The organism is Ensifer sp. LC11 (assembly GCF_001695835.1).
GTDB lineage: Bacteria > Pseudomonadota > Alphaproteobacteria > Rhizobiales > Rhizobiaceae > Ensifer.
Map to the genome: position 1 here is coordinate 325,617 of NZ_MBSO01000023.1, position 21,702 is coordinate 347,318.

At 61.7% G+C, this 21,702-nt stretch carries 19 protein-coding genes; 9 read left to right on the forward strand and 10 right to left on the reverse strand.

Going from position 1 to position 21,702, the window contains the following annotated elements:
* Nucleotide 1 precedes the first annotated feature (1 nt).
* Nucleotides 2-301: a DUF6074 family protein gene (locus BBX50_RS17725; RefSeq protein WP_065776635.1), complete on the reverse strand. Its 300-nt coding sequence runs from the start codon at nt 299-301 to the stop codon at nt 2-4.
* Between the two features lie 335 nt (nt 302-636).
* On the opposite strand from BBX50_RS17725, the gene BBX50_RS17730 reads away from it, so the two are divergent.
* The 8 genes from BBX50_RS17730 to BBX50_RS17770 all read left to right on the forward strand — a co-directional run bounded on the left by BBX50_RS17730 (nt 637) and on the right by BBX50_RS17770 (nt 9,929).
* Entirely contained in the window at nt 637-2,355 is a 1,719-nt protein-coding gene (locus BBX50_RS17730; protein ID WP_065776636.1) for an ABC transporter ATP-binding protein, read from the forward strand.
* Between the two features lie 98 nt (nt 2,356-2,453).
* Complete coding sequence (locus BBX50_RS17735; RefSeq protein WP_065776637.1) at nt 2,454-4,016, forward strand: D-aminopeptidase; 1,563 nt, start codon at nt 2,454-2,456, stop codon at nt 4,014-4,016.
* A 94-nt stretch (nt 4,017-4,110) separates the two neighbouring features.
* Nucleotides 4,111-4,866 (forward strand): pseudouridine synthase, encoded by a 756-nt coding sequence (locus BBX50_RS17740; protein ID WP_244513192.1) that lies wholly within the window; start codon nt 4,111-4,113, stop codon nt 4,864-4,866.
* Between the two features lie 227 nt (nt 4,867-5,093).
* A complete protein-coding gene (locus tag BBX50_RS17745) occupies nt 5,094-6,071 on the forward strand; it encodes a tripartite tricarboxylate transporter substrate-binding protein (protein WP_065776728.1) in 978 nt (325 codons plus the stop codon).
* A gap of 228 nt (nt 6,072-6,299) precedes the next feature.
* A complete protein-coding gene (locus BBX50_RS17750; RefSeq protein WP_065776639.1) occupies nt 6,300-6,761 on the forward strand; it encodes a tripartite tricarboxylate transporter TctB family protein in 462 nt (153 codons plus the stop codon).
* A gap of 10 nt (nt 6,762-6,771) precedes the next feature.
* Complete coding sequence (locus BBX50_RS17755; protein ID WP_065776640.1) at nt 6,772-8,277, forward strand: tripartite tricarboxylate transporter permease; 1,506 nt, start codon at nt 6,772-6,774, stop codon at nt 8,275-8,277.
* 754 nt (nt 8,278-9,031) lie between these two features.
* Nucleotides 9,032-9,652, forward strand: coding sequence for a helix-turn-helix domain-containing protein (locus BBX50_RS17765; protein ID WP_065776642.1), 621 nt, complete (start codon nt 9,032-9,034; stop codon nt 9,650-9,652).
* Nucleotides 9,653-9,713: 61 nt separating this feature from the next.
* Nucleotides 9,714-9,929 carry a hypothetical protein gene (locus tag BBX50_RS17770; protein WP_065776643.1) on the forward strand — a complete coding sequence of 72 codons (216 nt, stop codon included), beginning with the start codon at nt 9,714-9,716 and terminating at the stop codon, nt 9,927-9,929.
* A gap of 57 nt (nt 9,930-9,986) precedes the next feature.
* Here the strand turns inward: BBX50_RS17770 and BBX50_RS17775 are convergent, their stop codons facing one another.
* The 5 genes from BBX50_RS17775 to repA all read right to left on the reverse strand — a co-directional run bounded on the left by BBX50_RS17775 (nt 9,987) and on the right by repA (nt 16,187).
* Nucleotides 9,987-11,156: an RHE_PE00001 family protein gene (locus tag BBX50_RS17775; protein WP_065776644.1), complete on the reverse strand. Its 1,170-nt coding sequence runs from the start codon at nt 11,154-11,156 to the stop codon at nt 9,987-9,989.
* 370 nt (nt 11,157-11,526) lie between these two features.
* Complete coding sequence (locus BBX50_RS17780) at nt 11,527-12,036, reverse strand: AAA family ATPase (RefSeq protein WP_065776645.1); 510 nt, start codon at nt 12,034-12,036, stop codon at nt 11,527-11,529.
* A 504-nt stretch (nt 12,037-12,540) separates the two neighbouring features.
* Nucleotides 12,541-13,827 carry a plasmid replication protein RepC gene (gene repC / locus BBX50_RS17785; RefSeq protein ID WP_065776646.1) on the reverse strand — a complete coding sequence of 429 codons (1,287 nt, stop codon included), beginning with the start codon at nt 13,825-13,827 and terminating at the stop codon, nt 12,541-12,543.
* 155 nt (nt 13,828-13,982) lie between these two features.
* A complete protein-coding gene (gene repB / locus BBX50_RS17790) occupies nt 13,983-14,984 on the reverse strand; it encodes a plasmid partitioning protein RepB (protein ID WP_065776647.1) in 1,002 nt (333 codons plus the stop codon).
* Nucleotides 14,985-14,987: 3 nt separating this feature from the next.
* Nucleotides 14,988-16,187 (reverse strand): plasmid partitioning protein RepA, encoded by a 1,200-nt coding sequence (gene repA / locus BBX50_RS17795; RefSeq protein WP_139108493.1) that lies wholly within the window; start codon nt 16,185-16,187, stop codon nt 14,988-14,990.
* A 625-nt stretch (nt 16,188-16,812) separates the two neighbouring features.
* On the opposite strand from repA, the gene hutC reads away from it, so the two are divergent.
* Entirely contained in the window at nt 16,813-17,589 is a 777-nt protein-coding gene (gene hutC, locus BBX50_RS17805; protein ID WP_065776730.1) for a histidine utilization repressor, read from the forward strand.
* Between the two features lie 79 nt (nt 17,590-17,668).
* On the opposite strand, the gene BBX50_RS17810 is transcribed toward hutC, so the two are convergent.
* The 4 genes from BBX50_RS17810 to BBX50_RS17825 form a co-directional block, all read right to left on the reverse strand.
* The gene (locus tag BBX50_RS17810; RefSeq protein ID WP_065776649.1) at nt 17,669-18,910 is read right to left on the reverse strand and encodes an adenylate/guanylate cyclase domain-containing protein; all 1,242 of its coding nucleotides are present in this window, start codon (nt 18,908-18,910) and stop codon (nt 17,669-17,671) included.
* A gap of 156 nt (nt 18,911-19,066) precedes the next feature.
* Nucleotides 19,067-20,536 (reverse strand): HAMP domain-containing sensor histidine kinase, encoded by a 1,470-nt coding sequence (locus BBX50_RS17815; protein ID WP_065792085.1) that lies wholly within the window; start codon nt 20,534-20,536, stop codon nt 19,067-19,069.
* Nucleotides 20,533-21,207: a response regulator transcription factor gene (locus BBX50_RS17820; protein WP_065776651.1), complete on the reverse strand. Its 675-nt coding sequence runs from the start codon at nt 21,205-21,207 to the stop codon at nt 20,533-20,535. Before BBX50_RS17820 ends, BBX50_RS17815 begins: the two co-directional genes overlap by 4 nt.
* Before the next feature lie 72 nt (nt 21,208-21,279).
* Nucleotides 21,280-21,660, reverse strand: coding sequence for a hypothetical protein (locus tag BBX50_RS17825; protein WP_065776652.1), 381 nt, complete (start codon nt 21,658-21,660; stop codon nt 21,280-21,282).
* Between the last annotated feature and the right edge of the window lie 42 nt (nt 21,661-21,702).

A 21,702-nucleotide genomic window follows, 5' to 3' on the forward strand; every position in this document is an offset into this window, starting at 1 on the left:
GCTACTGGCTCATCGCGCCGGCGGAAAGGCGGGACAGATGACGGTGCTGCAGTTCGGCCTGCACCTCGTCCTGGAAGACGAGCACCTGCTGGCGCACCTCGTCTTCGCAACACCCGCAGGCAAATAGCTCGTCTGCAAGAGTGCGGCAGCGGCGGCGCCAGAATTGCAGCGCTTCGGCACCGTGCAAATCCTCTAGCTCGGCGGCAGCGCTGCGGATGGCATGCAATCTCCTGACCACCGGAAACGGAACGATTGTGCTCGCACTGGTTTCCGTGGCATCCACCGATTGATTGCCTGCCATTGTCTCATTCGCCCCCTGGACTTCGTGCATTGACGCGAACGCACGAAGACGCCCTACGCATACGGATATCGAGCGCTTGTTCGGCTTCCGGTGTCCCCAACCGGAGGCGGATCGCTCTGCTGATTCCATTTCTACGAAGCCTATGGTTAACGTTTCCTTCCCTTCAGTACCGAAGTGAGCCGATTGCGTGTCGCGGCGTGCGAGACAGCGGCCACGTCACGCGAACGACACGCTTTTCCGCTTTTCTGGGTTGGTTTCGACCTGAAAACATGACATTAAAAATCATCTTTCTATGAGCGCCCCAGGGCGCGCCCGCCCCCAGTGAGTGCACGTGCATGCTGAAGCGTTTCTTCGCGTTCTACCGCCCCTACCGTGGCCTGTTCATCCTCGACTTCTCCTGCGCGGTCCTTTCGGGCCTGCTCGAACTCGGCTTCCCGATCGCGGTAAAGCTGTTCGTCGACCAGTTGCTTCCGAGCCAGGAATGGACGCTGATCCTGCTCTCGTCGGTCGGGCTGCTCCTCGTCTACCTGCTCAACACCGGCCTGATGGCGACGGTCACCTACTGGGGCCACATGCTCGGCATCAATATCGAGACGGACATGCGACGCATGGCCTTCGACCATATGCAGAAACTCTCCTTCTCGTTCTTCGACAACCAGAAAACCGGCCACCTCGTCGGGCGGCTGACCAAGGATCTCGAAGAAATCGGCGAGGTCGCGCATCACGGGCCGGAGGATCTGTTCATCGCCGTCATGACCTTCATCGGCGCGCTGATATTGATGCTGATGGTCCATTGGCAACTGGCGCTGATCACGGCCGCCGTCGTGCCGCTCACCGCCTGGGTCACCAGCCGCTACGGTGGGCGCATGACGCGGAATTTCCGCAATCTCTATGGCCGGGTCGGTGATTTCAACGCGCGGATCGAAGAGAATGTCGGCGGCATGCGCGTGGTCCAGGCCTTTGCCAACGAGGCGCACGAACGCAATTTGTTCGAAACCGACAACCAGAACTATCGCCGCACCAAGCTTGAGGCTTACCGCATCATGGCCGCCAGCACGTCGCTCAGCTACATGAGCATGCGGCTGACGCAACTGATCGTCATGATCACCGGCTGCTATTTCGTGCTGACGGGCGAACTGACAAATGGTGGTTTCGTCAGCTTCCTGCTGTTGGTCGGTGTCTTCTTCCGGCCGGTCGAGAAGATCAACTCGGTGATCGAGACCTACCCGAAGGGCATTGCCGGCTTCAAACGCTTCCTTGAGCTCATGGAAACCGAGCCCGATATCGAGGACCGCCCTGGTGCGACCGCCGTTGCCGGTCTCAAGGGCGATATCCGCTACAGCAATGTCACGTTTGGCTACAGCACCGAGAAGCCGATCATCCAGAACATCGACCTGACGATCCATGCCGGAGAGACGATCGCCTTCGTCGGCCCGTCAGGCGCCGGCAAGACGACGATCTGCTCGCTGCTGCCGCGCTTTTACGAGGTCAGCGAAGGCGCGATCACCGTTGACGGCACCGATATCCGCGACATCACCCTTTCGTCGCTGCGCGGCCAGATTGGCATCGTCCAGCAGGATGTCTTCCTCTTTGCCGGCACCATTCGCGACAACATCGCCTATGGGCGGCTCGGCGCGAGCGAAGCCGATATCCTGGACGCAGCGCGGCGCGCCAAGCTTGACGACATGATTGCCGCCCTCCCCGACGGCATGGACACCATGATCGGCGAACGCGGCGTGAAACTTTCCGGCGGGCAGAAGCAAAGGCTGGCGATCGCCCGCATGTTCCTGAAGAACCCGGCAATCCTCATTCTCGACGAGGCAACCTCGGCGCTCGACACCGAAACAGAACGGGCGATCCAGCAGTCGCTTGCGGAACTTTCGAAGGGCAGGACGACGCTGATCATCGCGCACCGGCTGGCCACCATCCGCGATGCCGACCGCATCGTCGTCGTCGACGGCAGCGGCATTCGCGAACAGGGGCCGCACGCAACGCTGCTCGCCGCCAAGGGCGCCTATAGCCGTCTCTACCACGCCCAGGCGAGCACCGGCTGATCGAAGCGGCAGGCGCGCAAGCATTGCATGTACGATGAGGGGGCGATACGAACGAAACCACTTGCCCCTGCCCTTCTCTCGACAGCCCGACGCGCCCCATGAACACTTCGACCTTCGCCGCCCTCGAACGCGCCCTTGCCGCTCTGCCGCAGGATTATCCCGGTCCGGGCGGCGTTGCCGGCGTGGTCAAGGATGGCGAGGTCGTGATGCAGCGCGCTTGGGGCTATGCCGATCTCACGGCCCGTAAGCCGATGACCGCCGCGACGCGGATGCCGATCTGCTCGATTACCAAGCAACTGACCTGCGCCGTTCTGCTGGACGCCGTCGGCGAGCCGGCAAAGCTCGATCACGCACTCGACGCCTATCTGCCCCTTCTCGTAGGCAAGCGCCCGACCGTCGCCCATCTCTGTCACAACCAGTCCGGGCTGCGTGACTACTGGGCGCTGACCGTGCTGCAGGGCGCCAAGCATGATGGCGTCTTTCGTCGCGAAGACGCCCGTCCGCTTCTGTCCCGGGCGCGCTCGACCCATTTCAAACCGGGCACCCGCTATTCCTATTCCAACGGCAATTTCCGCATTCTTGCCGACCTCATCGAAGAGCATACGGGCCGTTCGATGGCGGAGCTGTATCAGCGCACTGTCTTCGATCCGGCGGGCATGCAGACCGCTGCGCTGACTCCGGACACAAGCCTGCCACCCGACGGCATCGCCGGCTACGAGGGCAACGAGACATCAGGCTATTTCGAAGCGGTCAACCGCATCTACTGGGCGGGTGACGCCGGCGTCTCCGCTTCGCTCGACGACATGCTGGCCTGGGAATGTTTCATCGACCGAACGCGCGAGGACGCGGACGGCCTCTATCGCCGCCTGTCGGCACCGCAGACCTATGCCGATGGACGACCAGCCCATTACGGCTTCGGCCTTGCGCACGATGTGATCGGCAACGCAGCGATCACCGGCCACGGTGGCGCCCTGCGCGGCTTTCGCAGCCGCAGGCTCTACGCGCCCGTCGAACGCCTCTCCGTCGTGGTGATGTTCAATCACGAGGCCGATGCGCATGCCGCCGCAACGGCGCTGATGAAGGTGGCACTTGGTCACAGCGACGCCGACATCAAACCGGGAACTTGGGAGACACGAAGCTTCGGCAGTTATCTGGATTCGGAGACCGGCCTTGCACTCGTCGCGAGCCCTCTTGGATCCTCCCGCCTGGCATTGCATTTCGCCACGTCTCCAGAGACGCTTGCGATCGGCGCGGATGGCGTCGCCCGGTCGCCCGCAGCGACACTCGCGCGCGACGGCGCCACGCTAAGCATGGAGCGGACAAGAGAAAATCTGGCCGTCTCCGCCGAGCGTGTGTCCGGAGCCGCCCTCCCCGATATCGCCGGCCGGTACCATCAGGGTGAACTCGACGCCCATCTCGACATCGTTTCCACCGATGGCGTTTTCTATGCCGGCTTCGACGGCTCGCTCGGCACCGGCGCCATGCACGCCATGCGACCGCTGGCTGAAGACCTGTGGCTGCTTCGCTGCAAACGGTCGATGGATGCGCCGGCACCGGGTGACTGGACCGTGCGCGTCCGGCGCGACGCAGAAGGCAAGGTGGCTGGGCTGACGATCGGCTGCTGGCTCGCCCGGCTGATCGACTACGCCAAGATCAACTGATGGCATGCCGGTTTGGCGGATATGCTAGGGACAGGGCGCAATTGAGCCGAAAGAAACGAGCGTGAAGCAGAAGCGACCAACAGGCACACGAGAGATTGGTCGCCGACGGACCGAAGGCGACACCGGCAAACGGGTGACCATTGCCCGGGCGCTGTCCAAGCTCGGATACTGCTCGCGCACGCAGGCGGAAAAACTCGTGCTCGAAGGGCGCGTCAGCATTGGCGGACGCAAGACGATGGACCTCTCGCAATGGGTGGATATCGACAAGGATCGCATCACTGTCGACGGCACCGCGGTCCTTGCGGAGGCGAAAATCTACCTGATGCTGAACAAGCCGCGCGGCCTCGTCACCACGCGACACGACCCGGAGGGACGGCCGACGGTTTTCGATTGCCTCGAAGGCATCGACCCCACGTTCCTGTCCCCCGTCGGTCGCCTCGACAAGGCGAGCGAGGGCCTGCTCCTTTTCACCAATGACACGGTGCTCGCCCAACGCCTGCTCGATCCCGAAACCCATCTCGGCAAGATCTATCATGTGCAGATTGCCGGGCAGATCGACGACGGCCAACTCGCACGCATGATCGCCGGCATCGAGGAGGGTGGCGAGACGCTCAGCGCCGCCCGCGCGGCCCATTTGAGAAGTGGTGACAAGAACACGTGGATCGAAGTGGAACTCCAAGAGGGGCGCAACCGGCAGATCCGGCGCATGCTCGACGCGCTCGGTTTCGAGGTCCTGCGGCTGCTGCGGGTTTCGATCGGGACGATTGCTCTTGGGGATTTGCCAAAGGGCGCGACACGCGCGCTTACGGCCGACGAAATCGCCTATCTGCGGCAACGCACGGGCGCCTGAACGTCCGGGCCAATGCGTAGATGGCCCCGCGATGGGTGGAATTCCACCCACGCGATCACGCCCATGTTTCCAAATCCACCCAAACGCACGCCGAGCGCCTGACAAATGCATAGGCCCGCGCGCTTAAGCCATTGTCTATGTTAAGGTTGCATTTGCAAATGGGGCATCCAGGACCGGCGTGGGAGGAAACCTTGCCGGCTGGCCGATATTTCATCCGGGAGGAAAAGATGAAAACCCTCAACGCCTTGCTCGGCGCCGTCGCCGCCCTTTCCATATTTGCCGTTTCCGCAAACGCCCAGACCTACCCCGAGCGGTCGATCACTATGGTGGTACCGTTCTCTGCCGGCGGCCCGACGGACACGGTTGCACGCCTCGTTGCCGAATCCATGTCCAAGGATCTCGGTCAGCAGATTATCGTCGAGAACGTCGGCGGTGCCGGCGGCACCCTCGGTGCCGGTCGTGTCGCCCAGGCCGATCCGGATGGCTACACGGTTCTGCTCCACCACATCGGCATGGCAACCAGCGCCACGCTCTACCGCAAGCTTGCCTATGACACGCTGAACGCCTTCGAATATGTCGGTCTCGTCACCGAGGTGCCGATGACGATCGTCGCCCGCAAGGACCTCGAGCCGGCCGATCTGAAGGGCCTCGTCGAATACGTCAAGGCGAACAAGGACACCGTCACCGTTGCCAATGCCGGCATCGGCGCCGCCTCGCATCTTTGCGGCATGATGTTCATGAGCGCCATCGAAACGCCGCTGACGACCGTGCCTTACAAGGGCACCGGCCCGGCAATGACCGATCTGCTCGGTGGTCAGGTCGATATCATGTGCGACCAGACGACCAACACCACGAAGCAGATCCAGGGCGGCACGATCAAGGCTTACGCCGTCACCTCGCCGGAACGCCTCAAGGTTTTCCCGGACCTGCCGACGACCGCCGAAGGCGGCCTGCCGAACCTGCAGGTCGGCATCTGGCATGGCGTCTACACACCCAAAGGCACACCGGCCGAAGTGAACGAGCGCCTGTCGAAGGCGCTTCAGGTCGCTCTGAAGGACCCGAACGTCGTCGCGCGCTTCGGTGAACTTGGCACCGAACCCTCGTCGGATGCCGACGCCACCCCGGCTGCATTGAAGGCCAAGCTTGAAGGCGAGATCACCCGCTGGAAGCCGGTGATCGAAGCGGCCGGCCAGTACGCCGACTGATCCCTTATCCGTCGCGCCGCGCTCTGATCGTTTTCCGAGCGCGGCGGTTCTGACATGGGATGATGCTCGCGGCGGTGCCATGACAGGCCCAAGCGCCGGCAACACCGGTTGACAGCTGTCAACGCGACATCGCCCAATGTGCGAACCCGGCGAGAGCCGGCAATGCCAATGCGGGAGGCCCGTCAACGCCTCGGCCCGGCTACCCCGCCAGCAACACATGGGGACACGATGAAGTCACTCTCCTTCGACACCACCAATGCGCTCTGCGGCGGCATCCTGACGGCGGTCGGGTTGTTCTTCGCCTGGCAAGCCTTCAACCTCGAGCTCGGCACGGCCTTTCGCATGGGGCCTGGCTATTTCCCACTTTTGCTCGCGATCATCCTCACACTTCTCGGCATCGTGATCCTCGTGCAATCCGCCCGCGTCCGGGGCGAGCCAATCGGCGCGATCGCTCTGCGTGGCATGATCTTCATCCTGCCGGCACCGGTCTTTTTCGGCCTGACCGTCCGTGGCCTTGGCTTCGTACCGGCGCTATTCTTCACCGCCCTTATCGCGTGCTTTGCCTCGGGCCGGATGAAACCGCTCATGGCGCTTGCACTGTCGGCGGCGTTGACCGCTTTCTCGGTCGCGGTGTTCAGCTACGGATTGGGCCTTCCCTTCCAGCGCTTCGGCCCCTGGGTCCAGTTTTAGGAGACGCGTGATGGAACTCTTCAGCAATCTCGCGCTCGGCTTTGCGACCGCCGCTTCTCCGGCCAATTTGCTCTTCTGCCTGATCGGCGTTTTGCTCGGCACCTTGATCGGCGTGTTGCCCGGCATCGGCGCCACGGCGACCATCGCCATGCTGCTGCCGATCACCTTCCAGCTTGAGCCCGTCTCCTCGCTGATCATGCTCGCCGGCATCTACTACGGCGCGCAGTATGGCGGCTCGACCACAGCGATCCTGATCAACATGCCGGGCGAATCCTCCTCGGCAGTTACTGCGATCGACGGCTACCAGATGGCGCGCAAGGGCCGCGCCGGCGCAGCACTGGCGATCGCCGCCCTCGGTTCGTTCTTCGCCGGCACCGTCTCGACCTTCCTCGTCGCTGTGTTTGCGCCGCCTCTGACCGAGATAGCCCTAAAATTCGGCGCCGCCGAATACTTCTCGCTGATGATCGTCGGTCTCGTCTCCTCGATCGCGCTCGCGCACGGGTCGATCGTCAAGGCTCTGGCCATGGTCGCCCTCGGCCTGTTGCTCGGCCTCGTCGGCACCGACATCTATTCGGGCACGCCCCGCTTCACGCTCGGCATCCGGGAATATGCCGACGGCCTGAACTTCGTGGCTCTCGCGGTCGGCGTTTTCGGCATCGCCGAAATCCTGCGCAATCTTGAGAACGAACGCACCCGTGAGGTGCTGATGGCCAGGGTTACCGACCTGATGCCGACCCGCGACGACTTCAAGCGCATGTTCGCGCCGGTCGTGCGTGGCACCATCATCGGCTCCGCGCTCGGCATCCTGCCGGGCGGAGGCGCGATCCTCGCAGCTTTCGCCTCCTATACGGTGGAGAAGCGCGTTTCGGATCGACCGGAAGAATTCGGTCACGGCGCCATCGCCGGCGTTGCGGGTCCGGAAAGCGCCAACAATGCCGGCGCACAGACCTCGTTCATTCCGCTGCTGACACTCGGCATTCCCGCCAATCCGGTCATGGCGCTGATGATCGGCGCGATGATCATCCAGGGCATCGTGCCGGGCCCGAACGTTGCGAGCGAGCAGCCTGCGCTCTTCTGGGGCATCATCGCCTCGATGTGGATCGGCAACCTGATGCTGGTGGTCTTGAACCTGCCGCTGATCGGGCTCTGGGTGAAACTGCTGAAGATCCCCTATTACGTGCTGTTCCCGATCATCATGGCCTTCTGCTCGATCGGCGTCTACAGCGTCAACTCCAACGTCTACGACCTCTATGCCGTCGCCTTCTTCGGCCTGGTCGGTTACCTGCTGTTGAAGCTGCGCTGCGAGCCGGCGCCACTGCTGCTTGGTTTCGTGCTCGGGCCACTGCTGGAAGAAAACCTTCGCCGCGCCATGATCCTGTCGCGCGGTGACCCAACCACATTCGTCACCCGCCCGATCAGCGCGATCCTGCTCTCGATCGCAGCGCTGGTGCTCGTTGTGGTGTTCCTGCCGAGCGTGAAAGCCAAGCGCCGGGAGGTTTTTGTCGAGGAGGATTGATTCTGCCCGCCATTTTTGTGATAAAAACAATATAAATCAATAGTTTAATACGCCGTGCGCCCGACCGGACGCACGGCGTTCTCGTGACTGCGGCATTCTGCCCCTGCGCGGTTTGCCACATTGAGCTTTGTCAAGCTGCTCGCCTATCTCTGCATCATCGGACAAGCAGGTCAGGATGGGCACAGAGGCGATGACGCGCCGCACCAAAGCGAGATGGACCGGAGCGCTGCGCACCCTGTGCGCCGTGGCGCTTTTCCTGCTCGGCTTCGCCCATCTCGGGCCAGCGCTTGCCGCACCTCGGCCGGCCGCCGAACTTGCCCTCTATGCCCTCCCCGATGGCTCTTTGCCGGATATCTGTCAGACCGCAACCGGCGAAGACGGCACGGAAAAGCCTGCTCACAAACATGTCTGCAGCGCCTGTCGGTTCTTCTGGGCATTGTTACCCGCCCCGCACGACACGGTCGGGGAACCCTTGCAAGCAAGCCGCTCGCCCATAATTACGGAGCGGGTGGCTCGTTCGACGCCGCAGTTTCACTCGCCAAACGCCAGTCCGCGGGGACCGCCGCAACGCATCGCTCGGCCCTGAACCTCTGTTGACAGCTGTCAACATCTTGCTTCGATGACGGATGCCACCAGGGCGCGACGCCGCCTTGCATCCGCAACGCGGACGTCTTTCATGCCTGAGACCCAATTCACAGCCGCTCAACTTGCGGTTCCTCCTCGCACGTCGTCAATAAGGTCGCCTCGCCCAGTCGTGCGAAGCCGCATTGTCGGCGAAAACCACACACTGCTTTATGAAGGCGGCCGCAACCGCTCGCTCTACCGCGTCGTTGACGGCTGTGTCGTTCTCTCCCAGCTGCTTGACGACGGACGGCGGCAGATCACGGACGTGCTCGGCCCGGGCCGGCTTTTCGGCTTCACGGTCGATGGCCGCAACATTGCCACGGCCGAGACGCTGAGCGTTGCACGCATCGAGCCCCTGGGCGATGCCGACCTCAATGCGGACGACCCGGCTATCGCCCGTGAACTGAAGGCGACGCTCCACCGGATGCAAGCACATGCCACATTGCTCGGCCGCAAGACTGCCAGCGAAAAGGTTGCCAGTGCGCTGGTCGAACTGGCTCGTTTGTTCAACCGGGCTGCCCGCAACGGTGCCCCTGCCCGGCTGAGTTTCCATCTTCACCTCACACGCGCCGACCTGGCGGATTGGTTGGGCCTCACGGTCGAAACCGTCAGCCGTTGCCTCAATCGTTTCAAGCGCGAAGGCCTGATTGATTTCAGCCATCCGAAAACCATGCGGGTGCTTGACCCTGAACGCCTTGACGCGACCGCCGGCTTCAGCCGCCAGCGCGCCAATGACGCCGCGCGTCCGTAAAAATGAATGTACCGGAGCCGATCCGTTTCCCCTCACGGATCGCCCAAGAAAGGGAAAACCAATGATCGCCAGACTCGTCTATCACGTGCCGGTATTCGGCTGGATGCTGAAGGAGGCCGTGCAAGGATCGCAAACGGCCAAGGTGCTGTTTCTGATCAATTGCGCCTTGATCTGGCTGCTTGCAATCGTCGCCTTCGGCTATCCGGCCATCATTATTCCGGCACTGATCCTCGTGCCTGTCATCTTCGCGCTTTTGATCTTGATCACCACGGGCTGAGGCGACGCCGCTTTCGTTCGATCACAACCAAGGGGATGCGGTCGCTTCGCCGTCGTCTTACAACACACCCCAGCCGCGGTAGCGCCCGCGGCCGGTCATTTCGCGAATGCCGAGTTCACGCACCAGGTTGAGCGCGCCGCGCGGCGTCACGCCGACATGCCGGGCAACAAGAGCCGCAGAGACAATCGGCCGCGACAGAACAAGCTCGATCAGCGCCGGCAGGCTGCTGTTGGAACGGCGATCGCGAATGCGCATCTCCATCTGGGTCTTTGCGAGAGAGAGCCGATCGAGTTCCTTGAGGCCCAGTTCCGCTGTCACCGTCATCGCTTCCAGAAAGGCGCTCCACCGGGTGAGCGCATCTTGCGACCGCCGCCGTTCATACCGGACCGTCTTCAGGCCGGTGTTAAAGACAAGCAGATGCGATGTGACCTTACCCCGTGATCGCAAATAGGCGCTGACCAGCAGCGCACCCAGCCAATGCTGGCGACGCAGTGGTTCCTTCCGGTCCCAGGCATCGAAGAGCAAGGTGGCGCCGAGGCAAGGCGGCAACTGATCCGCCGCAGCGATTGTCTGGCGCCAATCATCAAGGCGCGCCTCCTCGTCCCATTCCTCGTCAAAGAGCAGACCCAACTGCCCGAGGGGCTCCTGAGCCGTTGCAAGGGCTGCCCGCTCGGCGACGTCAAGGGCATCCTGTTTGTGGGCGTCAAGCAGATGCTGCGAGCGAGCGATCGCCGCATCGATGGCCGCAAACTCGGCTGCCATCGGATTGTCTTCCGGTTGCCCGTCCGCCTCGACCTCGGGCCCAGGATCTGAACCGGCGGCCGTGTGAGGCGCTTCCGGGCGCGTTTTGGTTAGCATCCCGCCGCTATCCGCAGCCGCAAGCTGTTCGCCTCTGAGCGCCGCGATCCCCTGGCTGGACAAGGCCCAGGCAGGCTCCGCCAGCCAGATGCGGCGACGAGCCCGCAGCACGGAATGAGCAATGGTCAATTCATGTGTCGGTGCACGGGCATCCATATGCGCATCGTGCAGAACAAGGTCCTCGACGTGCACGAGCTCGCCTGCGACCCACAGAGCCGCGGCGGCATCGAAAAAGTGGCCGCGTTCTCGATAGCCTTCTTCGACCGCGTGGCGGTTCGTGCGTTCGTCGAGCCGCGCCAACGCGTCCTCGGCCGAAATCATCAAGGGAATCAAGGCTGGATGGAAAGGATCAGGGGTCTGGTATCGCATTTCGAACTAAGAGTGTTGCGGCGGATACGGAACGTAACACGATATTCATTTCGGTCACAGGTGGAAGATTTCTGGCTGGATCGCGGGGGAATGCGGGTTCACAGAAAAGCGCGGCGGCCACCATCAAGGCGGCTCAGCAAATGGATATCCCCGATGTAACCGCTTCCTCAGGATCTTCCAGGGCAGGGGCCGCAGAACTCACTATCCTGCCCCGGATAGTTGGTCACGTAAGCTGCCGATCGGGTCACCCACCTCGGCTCTGTCGGCGAGTACAGGCGTTGGCACGTTGACAGCTGTCAACTCCGGCAATGCCCAGGCGACGGACTTGGCGTTGTCGGACACGGGACCCGGATCTGGTTGGCGCCTTGCGCTACGCAGTGCGCTCGGCACGGACAATTTCATCAAGAATGGTCTGTGCAGCGGCCTCTGCTGTTTCGGTGTTCGAAACCACAAGACCGAGCGTCCCCAGATTTCGCGAAAGCGCGTTAAATGTAGCCAACACGGTGTCGCCCAATCTATCCCTCCCTTCGCGCGTGGCCTCCCGGTGAATGATTTGGTCAACCGGCGCCCAGAGCGTAAAGACATGAACCGATGCGTTTGAAGGAAGTCCCCGGCGAAAGATTGCGAGCTTCTCCGCGCCTTCGAAAACATAGTCGAACAGGACGCGTGGGGCGCCCATGTCCAGATAGCTCGTGGTAAGCGCGGCCGCCGCTCTGTAGGTTGAGCCAGCCCCCAGGTGGTCACGGGCATCAGGCGGCGCGAATTGGCGCAAAACGTCGCCAGAGATGTTGATCGTACCGGCTTGGCGTTGCGCAAGCATACGGCACACCGTGGTCTTGCCGACACCCGCAGGCCCATTGACAATAACGACTTGCGCCATCGGCTGCTTTCTCCCTCGATGGTTTTCTATGGAGCTTCCAACTTTAACAGCATCGCTGTGCAATCCAGCGGCTCCCCTTGAACTTCTGTAGGCAAGGGGAGGGCACTATCCGCCAACGTCGTTGACAGCTGTCAACCAGCCGCAGAGGCTGCGTTCATCGAGGCTTAAAACCGTCACGAAAAACGCTCTGCTTGAACCGAAATCGGGTATATTCCTGCGTCGACAACGTCAATCTTAGGGATCGCTGACGACCGTCGCCGAGGGCATTTTCAGCTCGCGTCCGCGAGACGGAACCAAACAGCCCCCTTCCTTCCGAAAGGGCTAGAAACAGCAATGTTTTCTGAGAGATGGCGAGGCTTCAAAAACAACCCGGGGCATGATGATAACGTAAAGATATCAACGAATCCCTTCGCCCATAGTGTCCCTCATTTTCCCCTCGCAAACAAGCGCGCGACAATCTTCCAAGACCGTGGCCCGCAGCAGCAAAGGGCGTGCGGATCTCGTCTATGAACTCATCGCTGTGCCTCCCGCCTGGGCACGCAGCCGCGCAGACAGCATCGCCGAGACCGTGAACGACTGGCCTCTTGCCCGCCGTGTCAGATCACGCAGATACCCGCCTGCAGAATGAATGTGTTCCGATCGTTCGAGAAGGCATGCAAGGACGGTCGCAGTCGTTTCGGGACCAAGGGTGGCGCAAGCGTCGTCGTAGGCATCAGGGCTGATCCCGAGCATGGTTTTGACCACGACCGCTGCCGATAGCAGGTCACGCCAAGTGTCGATACGGCCGCACGGTCCATAATCACGGATCTGCGGGCAGGCTTTGAGCACGACCGGCAGCGCATTTAGCGGGTTTTGCGCCGGCGGTGGCAACCGCTGTCGGTTCTGAGTTGGCGGATCCTCCGCAAGCTGGCTTCTCAACAGATGTTTCCGCGACCGTTCTTCATCCTGAAGCTGACGCGAAAACTCGGCTTCAGCCTTTTCACAAGCGGCTTCAGATTCAGAAAGATTATCGGATTCTGAACTCTGTATGTGCCGCTCATTTTGGCGTTCATTGCCGACCGTATTTTGTGTTTTTAGAAGTGTTTCCAGGCGATTAGTCAGGTCGTCGCGCAGTGCGGCGAGAATGTCCAACGCTCGAACCACTTCGGCGATCAGCGGTTTGCGCGAAAGAGCCCGATAGACGGCCTGGCACTGCATCTCCGCCTCATCCGCGTAGACAAAATCCGACTGGCGCAGGAGCTCGACAAGTTTCGCGACGTCACGGCGGCAAAGGCTCAACCGTTCGCGCATCACCTGCAGATAGCGGCGATCAGCTTCCAAGCGTGCTGCTTCAGCTTCGATTTCGGCCGCGCGGGCAAGCAGCGGTGCAAGGTCGAAGCCGAACGCTTGTCCGATGGCGCCTTTGCGGTCGCGGCGAGCGTAACGCTTGCCGTTGGGGCTATCGCGCCGCAGGATGAGACCGGCGTCGATAAGCGCTGTGAGGTGCCGCCGGAGTGTCGTTTCGGCCATGCCGTGCGTTCGCAAGGAAAGCTGCGCATTGGATGGAAACACGACGAGACCGTTTGCGACGTCCAGTTCGGTCCTTGGATAAAATGACAGCAGTGCGTTCAACACGGCAAGCGAACGATCGGAAACCCCAAGGCTCGCCTTGGCGACACAAATCGTTCGAAACAATTTCCATTTGTCGACGCTCCCATCGTCGACGGCCGGAGCGCTGGAAAGTTGGCACGCCAACATCCCAAGCGTCATCGACCGCCGCCCGAAGGGCGTCGTGACAATCCCACGATCCATTTTTCTTCACCTTTTCCAAGGCAAAAGAAATCCGTTCGCCGAAACGACGTTGAAAACTCTTGACACCGATTCGCGGAAATGGGATTCTCTAGTTGCTACACGAGAGAAGGGTTTCCGCAGCGCTAGTCGTTCGGAAGCCTTTTTCTTTTGCTCTGTTAGTCTCCTGTTTCCTCTTGATATTCGAGGTACAGAGATTTGAGCCTCTGCCTCACGAAATCTGCAAAGCCCGGTGCCGCCTTCGTGCTGAAGGCGAGCGTCGTTCCGCTGTCTGTTTCACGGATCCGGACCGGGGTTGTCCTGTCGGGCGCTACCCAAGGGATTGCCTTGGCACGGACCCTGGAGGCGCTCAGATACGCGCACAATGCATCAAAGCGCTGATCGCTCGTCGCCTCCTGGAATTTCTTTCCTTGCATGAAGGTGCTTGCGGCCTCGGGTTTGCCGGTCGGATCGAGCAACTCGGCAAGCTCGAACCAACGGCGTCGACCGATCGATGGCGCCGGGCCGATGGCTTCGATAATGGTAATCGGTAGCCGGCGAATGACCGTGATCATCTTCGAAAGAGCGGCCTTGTCGACGCCGAGCGCTGACATGATGATCTCACGCGAAAAACCGCGATCCTCAAGACGGGTGGCAAAGAGCGATCGTTCGATGAAAGAGAGGTCGGCGCGGGCGTTGTTTTCCTGCCCTTGCGAGACGACCAGCTGCTCATCGTTGAGGTCGCGAACAACGGCGCGGACCTTGCCGCCGATTTCGCGGGCGGCCGCAAGCCGCCGGTGGCCGTAGGCGACCTGATAACGGCCATCGGCGGTCGGGTGCGGCCGCACCAGGATCGGGACCTGTTGTCCGTGCTCGCGAATCTGCGCTGCCAGGCTCAATTGCGCATCCGCCGCAACACCGAGGCGATCGGCGACGAAGGACGCATCGACGAGCGCTGGGTCGAGCTCGACGACAGCAAGGCCCTCGGCGAGTTGTCGTTCCAGCTCCTGGGCGCGTTCAACCTTCTGCGTAATGTTCGACAGCGATCGGGTGATGCCGCCGACGGTTGTCGGTGAACGAGTAGCCGCATTCAGCCCTGCAATCGGTCGATCGGTGGCGACGCGCTCGACATCCGCATCGATGGAGTCGTCTGAAATGCCGATCAGGTTCTTGCGGGCCATGGATTACTTCCTCCCCCAGACCTTGCGGACCAGGTCCTCGATCTCGCCATTGACGAGGTTGAGCGAATCCATGGCGCGATCATAGGTGCCGCGGACAAATTGGGAGCGCTCGACCTCGTAGAGCGTTTGCTTGGTCACGCCGGCGTCGGAAATGGCGGTCGACTTCACCATGGCATTCTGCAGCATGCGATTGCCGAAAATGGCGCGCATAAAGCCAGTCATCTGGCTTTGAGGACCATCATTCGGCTCAAATCGGGTTCCGAGATAGCGCATCCAGTCGTAGCTGGTTCGACCGCCGGCCTTCTCGACCACGCTCATCAACTCGCTCGTCATCGACAGGAACTGCGACATCGACATCACGTCGAGCATCTGCGGATGCACGGTGATCAAAACCGAGGTTGCGGCACAAAGGGCCGACATGGTGAGAAAGCCGAGCTGTGGGGGGCAGTCGATAACGACGATGTCGTAGAAGCTTTCGATTTCCGCCAGCACGTCGCCGATGCGGGCGAAGAAGAGGGTTTCCGCCGCCCCACCGGTCATCATCGCCTTCGGCGTCTCATGCTCGAACTCCATGAGCTCGAGATTGCCGGGAATGAGATGCAGATTGGCGGTGTAGGTGGACCGGACAATGTCGGTAATGGCGCGCGGAGCGTCATAGCGGATCGCTCCATAGAGCGTCTCGCCTTCGCCGACATCCAGTTCCGGCTGATGGCCGAAAAGGGCTGAGAGTGAGGCCTGCGGATCGAGGTCGATCGCGAGCGTTCGGTAGCCGCGAAGCGCCAGATATTGAGCAAGATGGGCCGATGTCGTTGTCTTTGCCGACCCGCCCTTGAAATTCATGACCGACAGGACCTGCAGCTTTTCGTCGCCACGCCGGTGCGGGATGTACTTGCCGGATTTTCCGCCTTCGTCGAGAACGCGGCGGATGCGTTCGATATCGTCGATCGCGTACATGCGCCGACCGTTTGACAACGGCGCCGGGCCATGGCCCTCTGAGGCCACTTGCCTGAGATAGCCTTCGCCGATTCCGATGAATGCGGCTGCTTCGGCAGGGCTGAAAAGGCGCATTGCCTTTTGCGCTTGTGGGGGGAAGATTTTCTTTTGATGCTGTTGCAGCTGATGCGCAAGTTCCAAAGCGTCGGCAGCCAGAAGCGTCGGCAGATGCTCCTGTACGTCCTCGCCTTGAATTTTCTGTTGCAACATCGATATCCCCGAAAACTGCGCAAAAATCGTCATATCCGGACAATATGCGCAGATGCACTATGCTCCGATTCGGAGCGGTTTTACAAATGCATAGCGATTTGCGCCGATGTCCCGCGGTGGCGACTGGAGGGGAGCTGAAGTTGTCCGCGGACAACTCCAGCAATGGGACACGCCGCGGCGACGATCTCGATACGACCGGATATCTCTAATTAGAGCATAGAATTTATAGACTATTGACGGCTGGCTTGATTGTGTCACGATTGTGTCGATCAACGACGTGACGCGAGAAGGTTCGTTATGTTCTATCTTGGTGGAATGACCCTCGGTTACCTTGCGCCGCCTCCGCCAAAGGCGACGAAGGCAATACGGCAGCCACGAACGGAGGTCGAACCGACGACGGCTGACAACGCCGCGTGCGAAGAATCCGACCGCGATCAGGAATGGGCACGCGCTTTTCTCACGCCCTGGCACCTCCTGTACTGATCCGTGCCAGTTTGCCCGCGTGAGGCGCTGGCGGCGCTGGCGTTGACAGCTGTCAACATCGTCGACGGATGCCGTCGTGGAAAAGCGTGTTTCAGCGAGAGAAGGGCTGTTTCGCGGCCGCGAATTGATTAAGTTCGCTGTCATGGACACCAAGCAAGACCAAACCGTTTCAGATGAGACACAGGGAGCCGTTGCCGATCAAGGGCAACCCTTGTCGCTGCACCAGCGCATTCTCGGCGACGTCGAAGGGCGTATCCTTTCAGGGGAATGGCCGCCGGGGCACCGCATCCCCTTCGAGCACGAATTGACCGAGCAATATGATTGCTCGCGGATGACCGTGAACAAGGCGCTGACGGAACTCGTCAAGCGAGGACTGATCGAGCGTCGACGCAAGTCCGGGAGCTATGTCACGTTTCCGCAGGTTCAGTCCGCCGTCATGGAGATCCACGACGTCAAGCTCGAGGTTCAATCGTTAGGCCTCGATTACAGCTTCCGGCTGGACGAGCGAAGGGTGCGCAAGGTCGAGGGGAGGGACGTCGAACGGTTGGATCTTCCCGCGTCGGCAAAGCTGCTGGAGTTAACATGTCGGCATTTTGCCGGCAGCCGTCCTTTCTGTTTCGAGGAGCGGCTGATCAGCCTTTCGGCCGTGCCGGAAGCAGAGGCGGAACTGTTCGAGACGTCGGCACCCGGTTCGTGGCTGCTCGGCAAGGTGCCGTGGAGCACGGCCGAACACCGCATTCGCGCCGTCGCGGCCAACAAGTCGGCAGCACAAGCGCTCGATATTTCCACCGGCACCGCCTGCCTGGTGATCGAGCGGCGCACCTGGAGCGGTCGCGCGCCGGTCACGCATGTGCGCCTGACCTATCCCGGCGATCGTCATGAACTCGTCGCGCAATTCGCACCGAGCCCAATCGGCTAGCCAACTGCGCCTGATGCGCGGTAGTTGTCCGCGGACAACTACCTGCTTTTCAAGATCGTGACCGGGCTGGCGGACGGTCTTATCCCGCGACCACCCGCAAGGTCGGCGCCGGGCCGTCGCCGGAAAAGGCGTAGACGTCGATGGGCTCGCCAATCCCTCTTACCGGATAGGGGCCGAGATGCTCCATGCTCGACGCGCAGCCGGCCAATTCCACGAAGGCCCGCGACAAGAGCACCGGACGTTTGGTTTCCTTGGTCAGGCTCTCGAGCCGGGAGGCGATGTTGACGGCGGGACCGATGACGGTGAAATCCAGCCGGCGGCGCGAGCCGATGTTGCCGTACATCACGTCACCGACATGGACGCCTATCCCATAACCGAGCGGCTCCCTGCCCTTGGCGAGGTTGTCCTTGTTGAGGAGGGCGATGGCCGCCTCGGCTTCGCGGATCGCCTGCAGCAGGTTTTCCGCCGCTTCCGGCTTGCTGAGCGGAAAGATTGCCAGCAGCCCGTCGCCCATGAATTTGAGGATCTCACCGCCATGGCGTTCGATCGGTTCCGACATCGCGTCGAAATAGGCGTTGAGCAGATCGATCACGTCGTCGCGTGGCCAGAGGTCGGACAGTTTGGTGAAATTTCTGAGGTCGCAGATCAGGATCGCAGCACTGACCGTGACGCCACTGCCGCGTGTCGTGGCGCCAGCGAGGATCTGTTCACTCGCATGTGGCCCGACATAGGTCTCAAGCAGCGTTCGCACGAAACGATTCTTGAGCCGGATTTCGCTGACCAGTGCCAGAGCGGGCAGGAGATCCTGAAGAAAGGCGATATGCTCATCCTCGAAGCCACCTTTGCGATCGGTGGTGAAGGTCACCACATGGCGTTTGCCGAGCGTGTGCTCGAGCGGCCAGGCGATATATTCGGTCAGTCCTTCGGCCTGCAAGTCGACATAGAGCGAGTTCTGCGCGTCCTCTTCTGTCAGAACCTCCAGGTTGGTGCGAACTTCCGTCGCGCCCTCGTGGATCAGATAAAGCGGGCTCTTGAGGTAGACTGCGGTGTTCCGCGTACCATAGTCGTAAAGGTCAATCTCGGCTTCCGTAAGACCTCTGCGCCATAAGATGCGGGCTCCGAGCCATTGCGGATGGTTGATCCGGAAATGCAGCGTTGCGCGCGCAACCGGCACTCCGGCCGCCACAAGCCGCTCGCACATCTCGACAAGGATGTTGTCGATGAAGCGCTGGTTGCGCGTTTCGATGATCAGCCAGTCGAGCACGCTCCTGCGCCGGACCGGCCAGCTGCCTTCCTCAAGTGAAGGTGAGGGGTTCTGCATTGCTGTTCTCCATGACGGTCGAACGGGTGAACTGTGCGTGAACCGAACGGTCACGATGTCTCGCAGCAAATGTGGAGCAACGGTAGCGCCTTGATAAGGGGGTACCTGAAAAGCTTTTGATAAAGTTGGGGAACGGTCTGTTGGTCCCGTGTTCTGTCAGGCGGGCGCGCGCGCCGCGCCGTTCGCCGGCTGATTATGGGCGAGAAGCGGCAATTGCAGACGAACCCGGGTACCCCGCCACGCACCCACAAGAATATCGATACGGCCGCCGTGAAGGCGTGCGATCTCGCGGGCGAGGTTGAGCCCGAGCCCGGCGCCGGTGGAACGCGGGCGCAGCCGATAGAAGGGTTCGAACACCCGCTCCCTTTCCGCCGCCGGAATACCCGGCCCGTCGTCGTGAATTTCCAGGCCACCCTCTGCATTCACCAGCACGGTGATCGTGCCAGTGCCACCGCCATGCTCGATGGCATTGCGCAGGAGGTTGGCGGCAGCCTGCTCGATCTGCCGCGGCCGAGCGTTGACCTGCGCCACTGGTACTGTCGCTTCGAACGCCAATTCGTAGCCGGCTTCGAATGCGAGCGGAGCGAAATCGGCCGCCATGTTTTTTGCGAGGGCGACAAGATCCACCGTCTCAGGCGCGCCACTTGCATGTTCGAGCACCTGCCGGTCGAGCAACTGCTGGGCGAGATGCGACAGGCGCTCGATATCGAGCCTCAGGCGCGTGCTTTCGGCATCTTCCTGCAACAGTTCGGCGCGGGTTCGCAGGATGGCAATCGGCGTGCGCAATTCATGGGCCGCGTCGGTCAGGAAGCGGTTGCGTTGGTCGTATCCTTCGCCAAGCCGCGCCAGCGCCCTGTTGAAGGCGCGCACCAATGGAGCGACTTCCGCCGGCACCTTTTCGGTTTCAAGCTGGACGGCCCGGTTGTCGATATCGATGCGCCCGGCCTGGTCGGCGGTCGAGACGAGGCTGGCAAGCGAACGGCGGACGACGGCGGGCGTCGTCACCAGCGTCGCCACGCCCATTACCAGAACGATGGGCAGCAGGAAGCAAAGGACAAGCAGCGCGACCGACGGCACGACCTCGGTCCAGGTCGTCGTGCCGTCGATGTCGCGTGCCACGTCGATATTGATATGGATCTGCATGTCCAAGGGGCCGCCGTCGCGGCGAGATGAAACGGTCGAAGTGATGATCTGGACCCGGCCCGCATCCGTTTCGACATTCCGTAAGACAGCGTCCGGCAGGGTGCCGCCGTCGGGAAAAAGCAATGTCGCGCCGTCCACGCGTTGAAGCAGGTTTCCACCGCTCTCGGCATAGGGCGACGGAACGTCTCCCTGTCGCAGCAGCTGACCGGCGGCGTCCCGGATGACAAACCAGAGATTGGGGTAGGACTGGCGAAGGTCGACGAGCTCTTCGGTCTGCCGCACCGTCAAGGCGCCGTTCGCATCGCGCCCGAGCGCCTGTTCCAGGGCGTCCAGCGCGGCCTCGTTTTCGACGACGAGGCGCGGCTGAATGATGAAAAGTGTCCCCAGTAGCAGGCCGACGAACACGAAGAGCGTTGCGACCTGAAGCAGGATCAGCCGCCGCACCAGTATCCATTGCAGGGAGCGAGGCCGGGTCCGGGTCATGCCGTCGCGCGCAGGAGATAGCCGAGGTTGCGGATGGCCCTGATCTCGACCCCGGCGCTCACGTCGTCGAGCTTGCGGCGCAGGCGTGAAAGGTGGGAGTCGAGTGCATTGGACTCGATTTCGTCTTCCATGGCGTAGACCGATTCCTCCAGCGTCGTGCGCAGAACGGTCCGGCCGGGGCGCCGCATCAGAGCCTCGAGCGCGAGGCGCTCCCGCCGCAAGAGATCGAGCGGCTTGTCGTCCACGGCTGCCTCGCGATGGCGAAAATCATAGGTGAGACGCCCGACCCGGATCTGCTCCGATTTCAGCGAAACCGGTCGCCGGGCAAGCGCCCGCAATCGGGCCATCAGTTCCTCGACGGCAAAGGGCTTGGCGAGATAGTCGTCGGCACCGGCATCAAGGCCGGTAACCCGGTCGTTGATCGACCCCAACGCCGTCAGCATCAGGATCGGTGCCTCCACGCCGAGGGCCCGCAGTTTCGGAATGAGGTCCAGACCCTCCCCATCGGGCAGCCGGCGATCGAGCACCACGACGTCATAGGGCCAGAGTTCGGCGACGGCCTCGGCGTCGGCGAGCGTTGCAACGTGGTCGACGATCACCTGGCGCCGCGCCAAAGCGGCCTTCAGTGCCGAGACCATCTCCGGTTCGTCTTCCAGCAGCAGGATGCGCATGCAAGTGCTCCCTCTTCGACCGGCATCGACATGGGCCGCCGGTCCGTCATTGCGCCCGCCCGGTCCGAGGCGTCATTCGCATTCCAGTTTCGGCTGACGGAAGTTGGTGATGTACCAGCGGCCGTGCTGCATGCGCGCGTAGAAGGTGTAGAAACATTCCTGCTCTTCGACGTAGCCCGGTGTCGAGTATTCCTCGTAGCGCATTCCGCGCCGGGTGTCTCTGATTTCGCCACTGGACGTGCCGGACACCACATTCGTCGAGATCTTGCGCCATTGATAGGCCCTCTCGTTCCAGCCAAGATCAAGGACGTTGGTGGGCGGGCCGTAGTCGATGATGACGGATTCGACCGGCTGCCCGATGTAGTTTTTCATCGTATCGGATGCGCAACTGGCAAGGAAAATGGTGGCGGCGGCAAGGCAAGTAAGGGCGCGACGGCCTTTGCTGAAGAACATGAGGGCTCTCGGTCTCTTCCACGGCGTCGCGCATACCCATGA

Bases quoted from the DNA above. Each gene is read 5' to 3' on its own strand.
- BBX50_RS17810 (WP_065776649.1), bottom strand. From the start codon at position 18,910: ATGCAGAACCCCTCACCTTCACTTGAGGAAGGCAGCTGGCCGGTCCGG.
- BBX50_RS17770 (WP_065776643.1), top strand. From the start codon at position 9,714: ATGATCGCCAGACTCGTCTATCACGTGCCGGTATTCGGCTGGATGCTG.
- hutC (WP_065776730.1), top strand. From the start codon at position 16,813: ATGGACACCAAGCAAGACCAAACCGTTTCAGATGAGACACAGGGAGCC.
- BBX50_RS17725 (WP_065776635.1), bottom strand. From the start codon at position 301: ATGGCAGGCAATCAATCGGTGGATGCCACGGAAACCAGTGCGAGCACA.
- BBX50_RS17820 (WP_065776651.1), bottom strand. From the start codon at position 21,207: ATGCGCATCCTGCTGCTGGAAGACGAACCGGAGATGGTCTCGGCACTG.
- BBX50_RS17780 (WP_065776645.1), bottom strand. From the start codon at position 12,036: ATGGCGCAAGTCGTTATTGTCAATGGGCCTGCGGGTGTCGGCAAGACC.
- BBX50_RS17735 (WP_065776637.1), top strand. From the start codon at position 2,454: ATGAACACTTCGACCTTCGCCGCCCTCGAACGCGCCCTTGCCGCTCTG.
- BBX50_RS17755 (WP_065776640.1), top strand. From the start codon at position 6,772: ATGGAACTCTTCAGCAATCTCGCGCTCGGCTTTGCGACCGCCGCTTCT.
- repB (WP_065776647.1), bottom strand. From the start codon at position 14,984: ATGGCCCGCAAGAACCTGATCGGCATTTCAGACGACTCCATCGATGCG.
- BBX50_RS17825 (WP_065776652.1), bottom strand. From the start codon at position 21,660: ATGTTCTTCAGCAAAGGCCGTCGCGCCCTTACTTGCCTTGCCGCCGCC.
- BBX50_RS17775 (WP_065776644.1), bottom strand. From the start codon at position 11,156: ATGCGATACCAGACCCCTGATCCTTTCCATCCAGCCTTGATTCCCTTG.
- repC (WP_065776646.1), bottom strand. From the start codon at position 13,827: ATGGATCGTGGGATTGTCACGACGCCCTTCGGGCGGCGGTCGATGACG.
- BBX50_RS17730 (WP_065776636.1), top strand. From the start codon at position 637: ATGCTGAAGCGTTTCTTCGCGTTCTACCGCCCCTACCGTGGCCTGTTC.
- repA (WP_139108493.1), bottom strand. From the start codon at position 16,187: ATGTTGCAACAGAAAATTCAAGGCGAGGACGTACAGGAGCATCTGCCG.
- BBX50_RS17750 (WP_065776639.1), top strand. From the start codon at position 6,300: ATGAAGTCACTCTCCTTCGACACCACCAATGCGCTCTGCGGCGGCATC.
- BBX50_RS17745 (WP_065776728.1), top strand. From the start codon at position 5,094: ATGAAAACCCTCAACGCCTTGCTCGGCGCCGTCGCCGCCCTTTCCATA.
- BBX50_RS17815 (WP_065792085.1), bottom strand. From the start codon at position 20,536: ATGACCCGGACCCGGCCTCGCTCCCTGCAATGGATACTGGTGCGGCGG.